At 48.8% G+C, this 16,180-nt stretch carries 16 protein-coding genes; 14 read left to right on the top strand and 2 right to left on the bottom strand.

Annotated features, from left to right (window positions below; translation table 11 throughout):
- Positions 1 to 119 precede the first annotated feature (119 nt).
- The 14 genes from NST20_RS09110 to NST20_RS09045 all read left to right on the top strand — a co-directional run bounded on the left by NST20_RS09110 (position 120) and on the right by NST20_RS09045 (position 13,800).
- Positions 120 to 2,216, top strand: a complete 2,097-nt coding sequence (locus NST20_RS09110) for an HD family phosphohydrolase (RefSeq protein WP_342399312.1) — start codon at positions 120 to 122, stop codon at positions 2,214 to 2,216.
- Between the two features lie 37 nt (positions 2,217 to 2,253).
- Positions 2,254 to 2,724, top strand: a complete 471-nt coding sequence (ybeY, locus tag NST20_RS09105) for an rRNA maturation RNase YbeY (RefSeq protein WP_315958473.1) — start codon at positions 2,254 to 2,256, stop codon at positions 2,722 to 2,724.
- The gene (locus tag NST20_RS09100) at positions 2,708 to 3,103 is read left to right on the top strand and encodes a diacylglycerol kinase family protein (protein WP_013859685.1); all 396 of its coding nucleotides are present in this window, start codon (positions 2,708 to 2,710) and stop codon (positions 3,101 to 3,103) included. Before ybeY ends, NST20_RS09100 begins: the two co-directional genes overlap by 17 nt.
- Positions 3,104 to 3,463: 360 nt before the next feature.
- Positions 3,464 to 4,372, top strand: a complete 909-nt coding sequence (gene era / locus NST20_RS09095) for a GTPase Era (RefSeq protein ID WP_195850664.1) — start codon at positions 3,464 to 3,466, stop codon at positions 4,370 to 4,372.
- A gap of 118 nt (positions 4,373 to 4,490) precedes the next feature.
- On the top strand, positions 4,491 to 4,634 hold the full coding sequence (locus NST20_RS09090; protein ID WP_118498218.1) for a YqzL family protein: 144 nt from the start codon (positions 4,491 to 4,493) through the stop codon (positions 4,632 to 4,634).
- Between the two features lie 39 nt (positions 4,635 to 4,673).
- The gene (recO, locus tag NST20_RS09085) at positions 4,674 to 5,441 is read left to right on the top strand and encodes a DNA repair protein RecO (RefSeq protein WP_207368159.1); all 768 of its coding nucleotides are present in this window, start codon (positions 4,674 to 4,676) and stop codon (positions 5,439 to 5,441) included.
- A 241-nt stretch (positions 5,442 to 5,682) separates the two neighbouring features.
- Positions 5,683 to 6,324, top strand: coding sequence for a helix-turn-helix transcriptional regulator (locus tag NST20_RS09080; protein WP_013859681.1), 642 nt, complete (start codon positions 5,683 to 5,685; stop codon positions 6,322 to 6,324).
- A gap of 17 nt (positions 6,325 to 6,341) precedes the next feature.
- Positions 6,342 to 7,142, top strand: a complete 801-nt coding sequence (locus NST20_RS09075) for a pyruvate, water dikinase regulatory protein (RefSeq protein ID WP_195850663.1) — start codon at positions 6,342 to 6,344, stop codon at positions 7,140 to 7,142.
- A gap of 462 nt (positions 7,143 to 7,604) precedes the next feature.
- Entirely contained in the window at positions 7,605 to 9,410 is a 1,806-nt protein-coding gene (gene dnaG, locus NST20_RS09070) for a DNA primase (RefSeq protein WP_237348211.1), read from the top strand.
- Positions 9,411 to 9,487: 77 nt separating this feature from the next.
- A complete protein-coding gene (gene rpoD / locus NST20_RS09065; protein ID WP_019720565.1) occupies positions 9,488 to 10,621 on the top strand; it encodes an RNA polymerase sigma factor RpoD in 1,134 nt (377 codons plus the stop codon).
- A gap of 148 nt (positions 10,622 to 10,769) precedes the next feature.
- Positions 10,770 to 11,306, top strand: coding sequence for a hypothetical protein (locus tag NST20_RS09060; RefSeq protein WP_035180437.1), 537 nt, complete (start codon positions 10,770 to 10,772; stop codon positions 11,304 to 11,306).
- Positions 11,307 to 11,524: 218 nt separating this feature from the next.
- On the top strand, positions 11,525 to 11,896 hold the full coding sequence (cccA, locus tag NST20_RS09055; RefSeq protein ID WP_328013672.1) for a cytochrome c550: 372 nt from the start codon (positions 11,525 to 11,527) through the stop codon (positions 11,894 to 11,896).
- A 90-nt stretch (positions 11,897 to 11,986) separates the two neighbouring features.
- Positions 11,987 to 12,685: a tRNA (adenine(22)-N(1))-methyltransferase TrmK gene (locus NST20_RS09050; protein ID WP_013859674.1), complete on the top strand. Its 699-nt coding sequence runs from the start codon at positions 11,987 to 11,989 to the stop codon at positions 12,683 to 12,685.
- The gene (locus NST20_RS09045; RefSeq protein ID WP_342399311.1) at positions 12,682 to 13,800 is read left to right on the top strand and encodes a Nif3-like dinuclear metal center hexameric protein; all 1,119 of its coding nucleotides are present in this window, start codon (positions 12,682 to 12,684) and stop codon (positions 13,798 to 13,800) included. The genes NST20_RS09050 and NST20_RS09045 overlap by 4 nt, the downstream gene beginning before the upstream one ends.
- 283 nt (positions 13,801 to 14,083) lie before the next feature.
- Here NST20_RS09045 and NST20_RS09040 read toward each other — a convergent pair whose 3' ends face one another.
- A complete protein-coding gene (locus NST20_RS09040; protein ID WP_029142051.1) occupies positions 14,084 to 15,049 on the bottom strand; it encodes a 4-hydroxy-3-methylbut-2-enyl diphosphate reductase in 966 nt (321 codons plus the stop codon).
- A 292-nt stretch (positions 15,050 to 15,341) separates the two neighbouring features.
- Positions 15,342 to 15,974 carry a VrrA/YqfQ family protein gene (gene vrrA, locus NST20_RS09035; RefSeq protein ID WP_328013674.1) on the bottom strand — a complete coding sequence of 211 codons (633 nt, stop codon included), beginning with the start codon at positions 15,972 to 15,974 and terminating at the stop codon, positions 15,342 to 15,344.
- Positions 15,975 to 16,180 lie beyond the last annotated feature (206 nt).

The following is a 16,180-nucleotide window of genomic DNA, read 5'->3' as shown; positions in this document are numbered from 1 at the left end:
GGGTTGTTTTGCCATGCATTTTTGCCGGAAAACTGATATGATGGAACCGTTAAGAGCGATTGCAAAAGGCGGTGTATGAAAAGCAAATGAAAATTCCCGGGCAAATGGGCAGGTTGCGGATGATGTTAAGCTTTAAATGGTTTACATTCGTGATCCTGTTTTTACTGTCCCTTATTTTATTCGGCATTTTTTATCCGAACATTAGGCCCCAGACGTATGATATCAAACTGTTTTCAGTTGCGAACAATACGATCCGTTCTCCGAAAACGGTCATCGACGAAGAAAAAACAAAAGAAGAAAAACAGCTGGCGGCCGCTAGTGTTGCGAAAGTCTATACGTTTGACAGCGGCCTGGCACAAAACCGAGTTTCGCTAATGGATTCGATTTTTGATGTCGCAGAAGAAGTGAACGCGGAATATAAAAATAAAAAACATGGCGGAAAAAACAGCAGCGGGCTGCAGGAAGAGAAGCTGGCAAAATTGAAGGAAATATTGTCTGAAAATGTGTCCGGCAATGTGACCGGCTCTATTTCCGACACAAGTTTTCGCGCGCTTTTGTCCGCTTCCCCGGATGAATTGAAAGCGGCAAGGCACATTGTCGAAACAAATGTCAATGAGGCGCTCAGCCAAAAAGTGACAGAAAACAATGCGGCAGAAGCCAAAAGCCGGGTGGCCTCGCAAATCGAAAAGTCAGGGTTGAAGACAAGCATCCGGAATGCTGCGTCCGAGCTTGGCCAATATGCGATCGTGCCCAATTATGTGTATGATGCAAAGCAGACGGAAAAAAGAAGGCAGCAGGCGATGGATAACGTTGAACCGGTGAAAATCCTGCAGGGGCAGGTCATCGTCCAGGAAGGGCATCTGATCGACCGGGAAACTTACCGCGAACTCCAGCTGATCGGACTGTTAAAAAGCAGCGGATCGGTTAAGCCGTATATCGGATTGGCTTTATTTGCCGTTTTTGCATCCGGCGTTTTGTACCTCTATACGAGCCGGATGCGCGCAACGGAAGAAGAAAAGCAAAACCGGCTTGTCATGGCCGGCCTGATTCTTGTCATTGCCCTTGCGTTAATGAAGCTGGCAGGGATCTTGACCCATCTTGAGATTCCGGGCATCGAGTACGCCTATCCGGCTGCAATGGCGCCGCTGCTCGCCCGGATTTTGCTCAGGGACCGTTCCGCCTTTTTGCTTTCAGCCCTGCTTGCCGCTTGTGCGAGCATCGAATTTCACGGTGACATTGCAGATACATTTAACGCCGAGATGGTTGTATACGCGCTTATTACAGGGACAGGGGGCATTTTGCTTTTGCCGAAACGGCCGGAGCGCGCGCGTTTGTTTAAAACCGGGATTTTTGCAGCGCTATTGAATGTGCTTGCGGTAGGTGTCATCTATTTTTTGAATGCCGGCCAGATCGTAAAGATGGACTTTTTATATACCCTTTCATTTGCGTTTCTTTCCGGCATTTTGTCCGCCGTGCTTGTGATGGGGCTGCAGCCGTTTTTTGAAGCGGCGTTCGGCATTTTGTCGCCGATCCGCCTTGTGGAGCTGTCCAATCCGAACCACCCGCTTTTGAAGAAGATTTTGACGGAAGCACCGGGCACGTATCACCATAGCCTGATGGTTGCCAATCTTGCCGAAGCGGCTTGTGAAGCGATCGGGGCGAATGGCCTCCTTGCCAGGGTTGGCAGCTATTATCATGATATTGGGAAAACAAAACGGCCGCATTTTTTTATCGAAAATCAGCTGAATATCCCGAATCCGCATGACCGCCTTTCGCCTGAAACAAGCAGGGATATTATCATTGCCCATGCAAAAGACGGGGCGGAAACATTGAAAAAATATAAGCTGCCGAAAGCTTTTTCGGATATTGCCGAACAGCATCACGGCACGACTTTGCTGAAGTATTTTTACCATAAAGCAAAAGCGCAAAACCCGGATGTGAAAGAAGAAGCGTTCCGTTACCCGGGCCCGAAGCCGCAGACGAAAGAAGCGGCTGTCATCAACATTGCGGACAGCGTGGAAGCGGCTGTCCGGTCCATGAACCATCCGACGCCCGATGACATTCAAAATTTAGTCGGCAATATCGTGCAAGGGCGCATTATGGATGGGCAATTTAATGAATGTGACATTACCCTGAAAGAACTGGAGACCGTTAAACGCACGCTTTGCGAGACGCTTAACGGCATCTTTCATTCAAGGATCCAGTATCCGAAATAAGGGTATCCCGTAAAAATAACGAAAAAGGATGGCTGACATGACATTATCACTCGATATGATGGATGAAACAAATGAGCTGAAAGCGGAGCATCTCGAGCTTGTCCGGACATTGCTCGATTATGCAGCCCGGCAGGAAGGGGTGGAGGACGGCACCGAGTTGTCGGTAACTTTTACGGATAATGATGGGATCCGCGAAATCAATCGCGATTACCGCGGCAAAGACCAGCCGACCGATGTCATTTCGTTCGCGCTTGAAGAAATGGGGGAAGGGGAGATCGAAATTACCGGTGCAGAAATGCCACGCGTGCTCGGGGATATTATCATTTCCGTGCCGCGGGCAAGGGAGCAGGCAGGAGAGTACGGGCATTCGTTTGAAAGGGAACTCGGCTTTTTGGCGGTTCACGGATTTCTTCACCTGCTCGGCTATGACCATATGACAAAAGAAGATGAAACGGAAATGTTCGGGCGCCAAAACGAGATCCTCGATCGCTATGGACTTAAACGATAAAAAAATCCCGAAATACCGCACCCCTTTCCGGCCGGCTGTGGAGGGGCTGTTTGCAACCATCCGGCAGGAACGGAATTTCCGTTTTCATCTTCTGGCGGCGTTATGCGCTTGTCTGCTCGGATTTTTCTTCTCCCTTTCCAAAACAGAGTGGATCGCCATTTTATTTTCCATTTTCGGCGTGATTGCAATGGAGCTGATGAACACAGCAATTGAGCGGGCGGTTGACCTTACCGTGGGGCATAAATACCACCCGCTTGCCAAGCTTGCGAAAGATGCAGCGGCGGCGGCGGTCCTGATGTGGGCCGTGCTTGCGGCCATTATCGGCTGCATCGTATTTCTTCCAAAATTATGGCATGTATTCCAGGGAGCGGCTTTTTAATGTGGCTTCTTTTTTATGGCCCGCTTCTCCCCGCCTGAAAAAGCAGATGGCGGATCCGGCCGGGCTGCCATACAGTTAGGGGCGCCAACGGGATCTGCCGCAATTTGAAAGGCGCAGGCCGTTGCGCTAAAATAAAGGTAATGGCATTGCTTGAAAACGGCCATGGCATGCAAGTGACGCTAAAATCAGTGCAAACACGCCACGAGTCGACAATATTTTCACGAACCTTTAAAATATTCAAAAGTAATGAAAAATACATTTTAACTTTTGGGCATATTTGTAGTAAAATATAGGTAAGGGGAAAAGATATGGAAACAATGGTAAAGCTGCTTTCGGGCGCTTATTCAACGGAGGATTTGCATGGAACAACCAACATATAAATCAGGCTTTATTTCTATCATTGGACGCCCGAATGTCGGGAAGTCCACTTTCATCAACCAGGTGGTCGGGCAAAAAATCGCCATCATGAGCGATAAGCCGCAGACCACAAGGAATAAGATACAGGGCGTTTACACAGCTGATGATGCACAGATGATTTTTATTGATACACCTGGCATCCATAAACCGAAGCATAAGCTTGGCGACTTCATGGTAAAATCAGCCACGGACACATTAAAAGAAGTGGACCTGATTTTATTTATGGTCAATGCGGAAGAAAAACGCGGCCGCGGCGACGAGTACATTATCGACCTGCTTAAACACGTGCGCACGCCTGTTTTTTTGGTCATCAACAAAATTGACCTCGTCCATCCGGATGATTTGCTTGCCTTTATTGAACAGTACAAAGATTTATACCCGTTCCGTGAAGTGGTCCCGATTTCCGCGCTCAGAGGAAATAACGTCGACCGGCTGCTCAGTGCCATCAAGGAATATTTGCCGGAAGGGCCGCAGTATTATCCGGCGGACCAGGTGACGGACCATCCGGAACGGTTCATCATTTCGGAACTGATCCGTGAAAAAGCATTGCAGCTTACAAGAGAAGAAGTGCCGCATTCGATTGCAGTTGTCATTGAGAAAATAGAGCAGGCGGAGAACAAGGATGTCATCCGCGTGATGGCGACGATCGTTGTCGAACGGCCGTCCCAAAAGGGGATTATCATCGGCAGGCAGGGAAGTATGCTGAAAGAGATCGGCAAAAGAGCAAGGGCTGATATTGAAAATTTGCTCGGGTCGCAAGTTTATTTGGAATTATGGGTAAAAGTGCAGAAAGATTGGCGGAATAAAATCAGCCAGCTGCGCGATTTCGGTTTCCGGGAAGACGAATATTGATTTTGGCGCCCGCTTTTGGTTGTAAATTTTTACCCCGAATGTTTGCGTGTCCCCTGGTGAAGCTATTAAAGGCTTTTAATGAAATTTCATGACCTACAACATGAAAGGCGTGGTGAATATGTTAGAATTTACCTGGAAAGTCTTTGCGGATACCGGCAATATTGATACGTACCTGCTTTTTAAGGAACTGGAAAGGGACCGGCGCCAGGACCGGTATGAACGTGACGAAGATCCGGCAGAGGCGGATTTTTCCATTACTTAAGGATATGCCGCACTGCCTGCCGGGCAAGAGGTGGAGAGGTTGTTTGAAAAATGTGAAGGGATCGTCATTAAAAATACCGACTACGGCGAATCCAATAAAATCCTGCATATTTACACGAGAGAATTTGGGAAGCTGGGCTTTATGGCGCGCGGAGCCAAAAAGCCGAACAGCCGGCTGGCTGCGGTTTCCCAGGTTTTTACATATGGGAATTTCCTTTTTCAGCCATCGCGCGGCCTTGCCACCCTTCAGCAGGGAGAGGCCGTCTCACCGATGCGCCATATCCGCGAAGATATTTTTAAAACGGCGTATGCTGCCTATGTGGTGGAACTTTTAGGCCGGGCGGTTGAAGATAGAAAAAAGAATCCGTTTGTGTTCGAACTTTTGCTCCGGACACTCGAATATATTGATGAAGGCTATGACCCGGAAATTATCAGGGATATCTTTGAAATGAAGATGCTGAATGTGCTCGGCATGTACCCGGCGATGGACCGATGTGCGGTATGCGGAAACACGGAAGGGCCCTTTGCGTTTTCCATCCGGGAAAATGGCCTTCTTTGCCACCGCTGTTTTGCGCGCGACCCGTACCGGCTTCCGTTGCCACAGCCGGTTATCCGCCTGCTCCGGCTTTTTTATTTTCTGGACATCAACCGGCTCGGTAGCATTTCTGTCAAAGACTCGACAAAAAAAGAACTGAGAACGGCCATTTCCATGTATTATGATGAATATACCGGCCTGCAATTGAAAGCCGGCCGGTTTCTCAGCCAGATAGAGGCGCTTGAAAAAAAGCTTGGGCCGGACAATGCATAAGGTTTCCCCGTATAGAAGGGAAAAGGAGGGCTCTCCTTTCTGCCCAGGGCTGGATGATGCATCATGCACGGCCCGCGGTTTGGTTTCAAACTGTTTTTGCCTGGCCGTAAAATGCATGACCCGCTACCTGAGTATACGCAGCTGTCTTCCGAAATATCAATGGCATTTTGATGTATAATGATGGCAGATAAGGACAGATTCCTGTAAACGTGTTATATTATTGTCTTGCATGGTTGTGTGAATGAAGGCGGTGATTACGATCGAATTAACGAAAAGGCAGGAACAGATTCTCGAGATCGTCAAAACGAACGGGCCGATTACAGGCGAGCACATCGCCGAAAAGCTGAATTTAACGCGGGCAACGCTCCGGCCGGATCTTGCTATTTTGACAATGGCAGGTTATTTGGATGCACGCCCGCGCGTCGGCTATTTTTATACCGGAAAAACGAGCACGCAGCTTCTTACGGAAAATTTAAAACATATTTACGTAAAAGATTACCAGTCTCTGCCGGTCGTGGTTAACGAGAATATGTCCGTGTACGATGCCATCGTAACGGTTTTTCTTGAAGATGTCGGCACGCTTTATGTCGTCGACAATGCATCCCATCTGACCGGTGTTCTGTCGCGGAAAGATTTGTTGCGGGCAAGCCTTGGAAACAAAGACTTATCCGCATTGCCGGTGCATATCATTATGACAAGAATGCCGAATATTACCTGCTGCAAAAAAGATGATCTTCTGATTGATGTGGCAAAAAAACTGATTGAAAAACAAATTGACTCGGTGCCGGTTGTGAAAGAAACAGAAACCGGGCTTGAAGTGACCGGACGGATAACGAAAACGAATATCACGAAAGCATTCGTTGAGCTTGCAGACGGCGATTAAAAAGGAAGTGATCACTTTTGGCAAAACCCCATATTTACATTGTTTCAGACTCGGTCGGAGAGACGGCGGAGCTCGTCACAAAGGCGGCCATCAGCCAGTTTGAAAACCAGGACGCAGAATTAAAACGCTTCCCGTATGTGGAAGATACGATCCATATTGATGAAGTGGTTTCGCTTGCATCCATGAATTACGGCATGATCGTTTATACGCTTGTGAAGCCGGAAATGCGAAAATACATGAATGACCAAGCCGTAAAACACGGCCTTGCTGCTGTCGATTTAATGGGACCTCTTATGGACCGGCTGCTCGAATTGTATGAATCCAAACCGCTCTATGAACCGGGGCTCGTCAGAAAATTGGACGAAGCTTATTTTAAAAAGGTGGAAGCGATCGAATTTGCGGTGAAATATGATGACGGCCGGGATCCGCGCGGCATTGTCCGGGCGGATATTGTCCTGATCGGTGTTTCCCGTACATCCAAAACGCCGCTTTCACAATACCTGGCGCATCACCGCTATAAAGTTGCGAATGTGCCGATTGTGCCGGAAGTGGATCCGCCGGAAGAACTTTTTCGTATTCCTTCCAAAAAGTGTATCGGTTTAAAAATTGATCCCGACACATTGAATCATATCCGGAAAGAACGGCTGAAAACACTCGGGCTTGATGGTTCGGCAAGTTATGCGACCATTGAGCGCATCAAATATGAACTGGATTATTTTAATCAGATAGCGGAGCGGCTTGACTGCAAAGTGATTGATGTTACCAACAAAGCGGTTGAAGAAACGGCAAATATTATTATGGATGAAATGAGAAAGTAAAAGCGGCCAAAGGCGCGGGGAGCGCGCGCCTTTTTCGCGGCATCGGCCGGATGAAAATAAACCATTTGAAACGGGGGAAGCAGGCTAAAACGGTCTTTGTTTCCGCCCGTTTTTTTTAGAATTTTCTTTTGAAAAAACGAGGCATATTTTTTTCTGCTTTTCAGTATTTATTTATAGTCAAAATGAAGCAAGTATACTATAATAAAAAATTGTGATAAAAATGTATGATACGGGTTTAGAGTAGGCTATTAAGGAATAAACTATTTATAGTAAATGTCAAGTCTGAATTTAAATAAATTTCGACAGGGCCAAAAAAATTATGGGAAGAAGCGCAAAACATGCAGGATTCTGTGGAGCGATGTAGAATATTTTAGGATGAAAAGAAAAACAGCAAACGAATAAGCATTGCCGTATCCCGGATGAAATGCGGTTGAATAAAGGTGGAGCAGAAGGGATTGTTTGATGACAGGGATGATTCCGAATGAAAAAATTGATGAAATCCGCCGGTCTTCCGATATTGTGGAGGTCGTGAGCGATTATGTACAGCTCAAAAAGCAGGGACGCAATTACTTCGGCCTGTGCCCGTTCCACGGCGAGCATACGCCGTCATTTTCCGTATCCCCCGACAAGCAGATTTTTCACTGCTTTGGATGCGGCGCAGGCGGCAATGTGTTTACTTTTCTCATGGATATCGAAGGCATCTCTTTTCAGGAAGCGGCAGAAAAACTGGCACAAAAAGCGCATATCGAGCTTGGCGTCGTTTTACGGCACGAAGAGCAGAAAAGCATCGATCCGAAGCGCCGACAGATGCTGGAAGCACACGAACTGTTGCAAAAATTATACCACCATTTGCTTTTGCATACAAAAGAAGGGGAACCTGCGCTAAAGTACCTTCGCGGGCGCGGGTTTACAGACGAAGCAATCGAAAAGTTCGGGATCGGGTATGCGCTGCCTGCCTGGGATTTTGCCGCCAATATGCTGCAAAAGCGCGGTTTTCCCCTTTCCGTGCTGGAAGAAAGCGGGCTTGTCATCCGCAATGAAAAGGACGGCAAATATTTTGACCGTTTCAGAGACCGGATCATGTTTCCAATCATGGATGAAAAGGGAAACATGGTAGCATTTGCCGGAAGAGCTGTCCGGAAAGAGGAACACCCGAAATATTTGAACAGCCCTGAGACGCCGCTTTTTAACAAAAGCAAGCTGCTTTTTAACCTGAACCGGGCAAGAGGGCCGATCCGCAAAAAACAGCAGGCGGTCATTTTTGAAGGCTATGCAGACGTGATCTCCGCCGACCGGGCTGGCGTTGAAAACGGCATTGCCACAATGGGCACATCGATTACAGCGGAACACGTCCGGATGATAAAAAGGCTCACGGACGGCGTCGTCATTTGTTACGACTCGGACCAGGCCGGCTTCACTGCGGCTTTCCGTGCAGGGAAAATGCTCAGTGAAAACGGCTGTGAAGTGCGGGTTGCGCAAATGCCGGACGGACTGGACCCTGATGACTACATAAACCGGCATGGCGGAGAAAAATTCCGCAGGGATGTAATAGGGGCCAGCCTGACTTTTATGGCTTTTAAAATGCAATATTTCCGCATGAATAAAAATCTCCAAAATGAAGGAGAAAAGCTGGCGTATATAGAAGAAGTCATTCAGGAAATTGCCAAGCTGGAGAATCCGGTGGAGAAAGATCTTTACTTGCGCCAGCTGTCCGAAGAATTTTCGTTGTCTTTGGATGCCCTGAAAGAGCAGGAAAGGCAATACGGTTCCCGTGAAACCGGAAACCGGAAGAGAAGCCGGCCTGCAGGGAATCCGGCGCCTGTGCATGAAGAAGCCCGGATGCTGCCTGCCAATATGACCGCGGAGAGAAGGCTGCTTTGGCATATGCTGCGGGACGGGGAAGTTGCCTATAAAGTGAAAGATTTCCTTGGCGAAAACAGCTTTTACGGGGACGAACACCAGGCCATTTTTACTTACCTGCTTGGCTGGTACGAAGAAGGGAATCCGCCTGATACGAGCGCTTTCCTTTCTTATTTGCCCGATTCAAAATTGCAGAGGATTGCTGCCGAAATCGAAATGATGACGGTAGGCGGGGAGCTGACGGATGAGGAATTGGAAGATTATGTGCAGTATGTGCTGAAACACCAGAAATTGTTGCGCATTCAGGAAAAACTGAGGGCACAAAAAGATGCCGAACGGCAAAATGATTTCCAAAAAGCGCTGCAATTGGCTGGTGAAATCGTGGCACTGAGAAAGTCCATGACCTGAAATCTCTGCTTTTTATAAATGATCAAGCTGCTGTTGGATCATTGAGTGTGTTGAAATTGTCGGAAGGAGGGGAACATATGGCTGAAAAGTCAGCACGTTCCAAAGAAGTAGAAGAAAGTGAGTTTACAGTGGAAAAAGCAAAAGAGCAACTCGTTGAACGCGGGAAAAAGCGGGGGGTTCTCACTTATGATGCCATTTCCGAAAAACTCGGCCATTTTGATTTAACATCCGACCAGATGGATGAATTTTATGAATTGCTCGGCGAACAGGGCATCGATGTGACAGATGAGGCCGGCGACGAGGATGCACCTTCCCATCTCGAACTGGAAAAAGAGAATGACGAAGAGTTTGACCTGAATGATTTGAGTGTTCCCCCGGGTGTGAAAATCAATGATCCGGTACGCATGTATTTGAAAGAAATCGGGCGGGTCGACCTTCTTTCCGCAGACGAAGAAATCGAACTGGCCAAAAGAATCGAGCAGGGCGATGAAGAGGCAAAACGCCGGCTCGCTGAAGCCAACTTGCGCCTTGTTGTCAGCATTGCAAAACGGTATGTCGGCCGCGGCATGCAGTTTCTGGATTTGATCCAGGAAGGCAATATGGGCCTCATCAAGGCGGTTGAAAAATTCGATTACCGAAAAGGCTACAAATTCAGCACCTATGCCACATGGTGGATCCGCCAAGCCATCACGCGCGCGATTGCAGACCAGGCGCGGACGATCCGGATTCCGGTCCATATGGTAGAAACGATCAATAAACTCATCCGCGTGCAACGGTCACTGCTTCAGGATTTAGGCAGGGAACCAACACCGGAAGAAATTGCTGAAGAAATGGATATTTCTCCGGATAAAGTCAGGGAAATCATTAAAATCGCCCAGGAACCGGTTTCACTTGAAACTCCGATTGGCGAAGAAGATGATTCGCATCTTGGAGACTTTATTGAAGACCAGGATGCCACATCGCCTTCTGACCATGCCGCTTATGAGCTGCTGAAAGAACAGCTGGAAGATGTGCTTGATACATTGACCGACAGGGAAGAAAATGTGCTCCGCCTCCGGTTCGGGCTTGATGACGGGCGCACCCGGACCCTTGAAGAAGTCGGCAAAGTATTTGGCGTCACAAGGGAACGGATCCGGCAAATTGAAGCAAAGGCTTTGCGGAAACTCCGCCATCCGAGCAGGAGCAAACGCCTGAAAGATTTCCTTGAATAAGCCGGAAAAGAAACAGGCACGGCGCTTGTGCATCTATTTTTACAGGCGCCTTGTTTTCGGTTTACTTCCTCGGGAAGTAAACTTTTTTCTTGTAAAAAAAGGATTTTCCACCCGCCTGTCGAATAGGTTACACAGGATGTGTTGAAAAATGGACGATAAGAGAAAACAAATCATTGTCAACGAAATTAAAATGTGGAAAGAGACCAAAATGATTCCACAAGAATACTGCGATTTTCTGCTCGCGATCTATACGGAGGGAACTGAAGGCAATACCCGCAAACAAAACGGCGCAGGGAAATCCGTTAAAAAACAAGCTGCGGTTTCTGCTTTCATTCTTGCACTCGTTGCAATCGCTGTATTTGTCATTTATTTTACTGAATTACATTTTATTTTGCAAACAGGGATTTTGACAGCTTTTGTCGGATGCTTACTTTTTCTGGGAATTCATTATGCTAATAAAGAAATTTTTTACCCGGTTTTCTTTGTTGGCGCTGCGCTTATTTTGCTTCTTTTCAGTGTGTTTTTGAATGAAAAGTTATTTGGAAATCACCGCTATACTTTATATTTGCTGCTTTTTGCCAACTGCGGGCTCTGGCTTGCCGCCGGAAAGGCATACAAACTGCTGTATTTTACCCTGTCGGGGCTTCTCGGTCTTGCCATCTTGCTGGTCTCTATTGTAATATAATATATAATTTTCAGTTTTCCTGCTGCTTTTTTCCGGCTGCCAGCAATTGTATCATTTTATTGAATTTTTGCTGCTTTTATTATAATATAAGATGAAAGCGCATTCAAGGTGTTATTTTTGGATGGGAAGGCTTTCTTTTAAAAGAATTTTCAGTTAAAATGAAAGAGATGGGCGCGGTAAATACGCTGGAGAAGCGGAAAAACAAGGGGGGGAACGCATTGAAAAGAAATCCTGTCATCCCATATGTGCTGATTATGGTATTCGGGCTTGCCCTTATCTTTTTTCTTTCCGTGAAAGGGATCGGGGATGCGAAGGAAGTGGCCAAAGAAAAGGAGCATCCAAAGCAAACCGAAACCGCTTCCTCGGAAAAGTTTGATCCGGAGAGCTTTGCCAAAAAGACTTGCGTGACCTGCCACGGGAACAATTTGCAAGGCGGGGCCGGGCCGAATCTCCATGGCATCGGCAAGAAATTGCCCAAAGATAAGATTAAAGATGTACTCAGGAACGGCACGAGCGGTGGCATGCCGGCCGGACTTGTCGAAGAGGACCATATTGATGAAATGGCGGACTGGGTATCAAAGCTAAAATAAGAGGCAGGTTCGCCGTACGGGGGGCATCCCCCTTTTTTTTATGGCAAAAAGTGGCTACAATAGAAGTATCACATGTAAAGTGGTGAAGAAATGAACAGTGGGAAACTTTCAAAAAGGCTTGAGTCGGTGGCGGCTTTTATTCCGGCCGGCACTGTATTGGCAGATATCGGGTCTGATCACGCTTATTTGCCTGTATTTTGCGTGAAGTGCGGCAGCGTAGCAGAGGCGGTTGCCGGGGAAGTGGCGGAAGGGCCGTATCATTCGGCGCAAAAACAAGTGGAAAAAGCAGGGCTGGCCGGAAAAATCAGCGTCCGGAAAGGAGACGGGCTTGAAATCCTGGCTCCAGGGGAAGCGGGGTGCATTACGATTGCCGGGATGGGCGGCGCGTTGATTGCCTCCATCCTTGATCGCGGAAAAGCAAAACTAAACGGCAAAGAAACGCTCATCCTGCAGCCGAATACCGGATCGCACATTGTCCGCGGATGGCTGGCGGAAAACGGATGGGCCATTACAGGAGAAGACATTCTCGAGGAAGACGGAAAAATATATGAAATTATTGCGGCAGAATATGCGGGCGCGCTTGTGGCGCTCACGGAAGCGGAACGCCTGGTGGGCCCGGTTTTAATCAAAAACCAAAATGAAGCTTTCCGGAAAAAATGGCGCAATGAAATCAAAAAATGGCAATCCGTGCTCAGCCATCTGGAGCAGGCAGGCGCAAGCCCGGAAATTGAAGAAAAAAAGGGCGTCTATCGCCATTTGATTGCTTTGGTAGAGGAGGTTTTAACATGAAGCATGCGAACGGGCATGATGTCATCCAGCTATTTGAGCAGTTTGCACCGAAAAAGTTTGCAATGGACGGGGATCCGGTCGGGCTCCAAATCGGGCAGTTAAACGGGCCGGTGAAAAATGTGCTGGTGGCGCTTGATGTTTTGGAAGATGTGGTGGATGAAGCGATTGAAAAGGATGCCCAGCTCATTATCGCCCACCATCCTGCCGTTTACCGGCCGTTAAAAAACATGGCGACGGATACCCCCCAGGGCCGGCTGATTGAAAAATGCATCCGCCACGGAATTGCTGTATATGCCGCCCATACGAACCTTGATATTGCAGAAGGGGGTGTGAACGACTTGCTGACGGAGGCGCTCGGGCTCCGCGATACGGAAGTATTATCGCCCCTTTTTGAAGACAAATTGAGGAAACTGGTTGTTTTTGTCCCGGTATCCCATGAAGAGGCTGTAAGAACGGCGCTTGGGAATGCCGGCGCGGGGGCGATCGGGAATTACAGCCATTGTTCTTTCTCCGCCCGCGGTACCGGCCGTTTTCTGCCGGGGAAAGGGACAAACCCGTTCCTCGGGGAAGCGGGCAAACTCGAGGCAGCAAGTGAAACAAGGGTTGAAACGATTTATCCCGCATCGATTGAAAAACAGGTGCTCGCCAGCATGTTTGAGGCGCACCCGTATGAAGAGGTTGCCTATGATATTTATCCGGTCGTAAATGAAGGCCGGAAGTTCGGGCTGGGCCGGATCGGCGAAATCGAACGGGAAATGGCACTGCGGGAATTTGCGGAACATGTAAAAAAAACGCTCGAAGTTCCGGCATTGCGCGTCGTCGGAAATTTGGACGAAAAAGTGAAAAAAGTGGCTGTTCTCGGCGGAGACGGCAACAAATATTTTGCTGAGGCAAAAAGGGCGGGGGCCGATGTGTTTGTCACCGGGGATTTTTATTACCATAACGCACACGATGCACTGGCGCTCGGGCTGAATGTCGTAGACCCCGGGCATAACGTGGAGAAGGTGATGAAAAAAGGGGTTGCGGCCTATATGCGAAAAGCATGCAGGGAGCATCAGCTCGATGTCCGCTTTATTGCATCCGAAGTAAACACAGACCCGTTTCAGTTTCTTTAAGAAAACGCCGGGGCCGCTGAAAGCAGGGAAAAGGCGGCCTTTTTTAACCCGGGCCGCGTTATCCTTTAAAGATTGCGATGGCTCATTTTCATTCTTTTTGCCGGTGCCCCGTTGCATCCCGTATGGATGCCTTCCTGAAAATACGTGCCAACGGGTATTCATTTTCATTCCGGTGCTGCAGTCGTTCCAGCATGGATAGTTAAAGGCAAAAGGGCGGATGCCCACCGGACTCCGCCCTTTTGCCTTTATTACTTTTCCGGCCGGAAGCGTTCCAACCGGGTTTTTATGCTTTTTGGCCGGAAGAAGGGTGCGGCGCTTTGACTTTCGGCAAAATTTTGTTTAATGGTACGTTCCGCTTTCGTTCCCAGGTTGATTCGTCTTCCGGGTCGAATTTCTCAAGAAATGCAATGACTTCACGCACGATCGGCGTCGGCGTCGATGCCCCTGCCGTTACGGCAACTTTTTGTACACCTTCAAGCCATGCCAGCTCAATTTCTTCGACATCGGCAATCCGGTATGCTTTTGTGCCGGCGATTTCTTCCGATACTTGCGCGAGGCGGTTTGAATTGTTGCTGCGCGGGTCGCCGACTACAAGCAGCAAATCGGCCTCCCCGGCCTGCCTGGCAACGGCTTCCTGGCGAATTTGCGTGGCATGGCAGATTTCATTGTACGTTTCCGCATGCGGGTATTTCTTTTGGATGTGTTCCATCAAATCCGCCACGTCCCATTGGCTCATCGTCGTCTGGTTTGTTACAATAATTTTATCATTGCGGATATCGAGGGCTTCCACGTCTGCTTCCGTTTCGACGAGATGGACAATCGCGGGTGCGACACCGGCTGCCCCCTCGGGTTCCGGATGGCCTTTTTTTCCGATATAAATGACATCATAGCCTTCTTTTTCTTTTTCGCGGATTAAATCATGGGTTTTCGCCACGTCCGGGCATGTGGCATCAATGGCCGTCAAGCCTTTTTTCCGGGCAAGTTCGCGCACTTCGGGGGAGACGCCGTGCGCGGTAAAAATAACGGTGCCTTTTTCCACCTTTTCGAGAATTTCTTTGCGGTTTTTGCCGTCGAGCGTAAGGATCCCGTCTTCTTTAAAGGCATCCGTCACATGCTGGTTGTGGACGATCATGCCAAGGATATAGATGGGACGCGGCAAAGTTTTATCCATTGCGGCGTTGCGGGCAATGACCATTGCGTCAACAACGCCGTAGCAGTAACCCCTGGGGGAAATTTTCAGCACTTCCATCGCGATCCTCCTAACAGGGTGCCGGAACGCCGGCATCCGGGCTGGGAAATGAGTCTATTACATTTGTATTATATCGGAATGCGGCAAAGAATACAAAACGGGTTTTTGCACAGCCGGCCGTGCCTGAAATAGGGCGCGCTTCCCCGGAAGGATGGAAACGCACGGGCCGGTGCCAGCTTTTAATAGAAAAAACCGTCTGCACGCGGGCGCAAACTTTTGGCGTGCCGGAGGCCGAATTGTAGCTGGCCACAGAAAAAACCGTCTGCACGCGGGTACAAACGGTTTTGGCGCCTTAAATAAACAATTTCGGCACGGAAGCCCCTTTTTCCGGGCGTTTTTCGCCATTTGTGCTTTCTGCGGGTTGAGATGATGCGTTACGACCCGCCTGCCGGTTGCTTTTTTTCTCTTTTGCCGGTTCAGGTTTTTTCTCTTTGCTGCTTAATTCGCGGTTCTCCTGCCCCTCCTCTTCCGGGGCATTTTTCAGGCCGCGGTACAATTTCCACATCGCCGGCAGATTTTTGACGAGCGGGCCGACCTGCTGGATCTGCTGGATCATCGGGCCGACCTGTTGCGCGGTTTTCAGGACGTTTTGTGTATTGTTTAAAAACGAACTGATCGAAGAAGGATTTGTGATGGATTTGAAAAGTGATCCGCCTCCCCCGGCGGTACCCCGCTGGAAGGCGGCTGCCGGGTTGGCGGCTGCTGTTTGTCCGCCCCTTTGGAACAGTCTGGATAAAAACCCTCCGCCCCGTCCTGCAGTTGCGCCCGCTCGGCCCGGAAATCCCGGCATTTGCCCTCCGGCTCTGAATTGCCCGGGCATGCCCGGCCCGCCCAGGCGGTTCCCGGCAAACAGACTACGCTGCATTCCGCCGAACGGGGGCGGGTTTTGCCGGCCGAAAACCGGCGGCATATTTCTTGGCGGCATCCATTTGACCCCCTTTCTGTTTGGCTTTTGCGTTCAATATTACAATATGCAGGCCAAACGGAAACGTCTGGCATGCAAAAAAAGTTTCTTTCTGCCCGTAAACGGCACAAAAATTTCCATTTGCATACCGGGGCATGCGGAAATTGGCATTTTTCTCGGATGTTGATTATAATAACAAGACGTTCTGCTGCATGAGAGAAGGAGTG

Origin of the sequence: Weizmannia sp. FSL W8-0676 (assembly GCF_038593015.1) — a bacterium.
Classification (GTDB): domain Bacteria; phylum Bacillota; class Bacilli; order Bacillales; family Bacillaceae_C; genus Weizmannia; species Weizmannia coagulans.
Note: the sequence above shows the minus strand (reverse complement) of the source record. Positions and strands in the feature narration are given on the sequence as shown.

Coding starts and splice junctions, on each gene's coding strand:
- NST20_RS09110 (WP_342399312.1), top strand. CDS start 120: ATGATGTTAAGCTTTAAATGGTTTACATTCGTGATCCTGTTTTTACTG.
- ybeY (WP_315958473.1), top strand. CDS start 2,254: ATGACATTATCACTCGATATGATGGATGAAACAAATGAGCTGAAAGCG.
- NST20_RS09100 (WP_013859685.1), top strand. CDS start 2,708: ATGGACTTAAACGATAAAAAAATCCCGAAATACCGCACCCCTTTCCGG.
- era (WP_195850664.1), top strand. CDS start 3,464: ATGGAACAACCAACATATAAATCAGGCTTTATTTCTATCATTGGACGC.
- NST20_RS09090 (WP_118498218.1), top strand. CDS start 4,491: ATGTTAGAATTTACCTGGAAAGTCTTTGCGGATACCGGCAATATTGAT.
- NST20_RS09080 (WP_013859681.1), top strand. CDS start 5,683: ATGAAGGCGGTGATTACGATCGAATTAACGAAAAGGCAGGAACAGATT.
- dnaG (WP_237348211.1), top strand. CDS start 7,605: ATGACAGGGATGATTCCGAATGAAAAAATTGATGAAATCCGCCGGTCT.
- rpoD (WP_019720565.1), top strand. CDS start 9,488: ATGGCTGAAAAGTCAGCACGTTCCAAAGAAGTAGAAGAAAGTGAGTTT.
- NST20_RS09060 (WP_035180437.1), top strand. CDS start 10,770: ATGGACGATAAGAGAAAACAAATCATTGTCAACGAAATTAAAATGTGG.
- NST20_RS09050 (WP_013859674.1), top strand. CDS start 11,987: ATGAACAGTGGGAAACTTTCAAAAAGGCTTGAGTCGGTGGCGGCTTTT.
- NST20_RS09045 (WP_342399311.1), top strand. CDS start 12,682: ATGAAGCATGCGAACGGGCATGATGTCATCCAGCTATTTGAGCAGTTT.
- NST20_RS09040 (WP_029142051.1), bottom strand. CDS start 15,049: ATGGAAGTGCTGAAAATTTCCCCCAGGGGTTACTGCTACGGCGTTGTT.
- vrrA (WP_328013674.1), bottom strand. CDS start 15,974: ATGCCGCCAAGAAATATGCCGCCGGTTTTCGGCCGGCAAAACCCGCCC.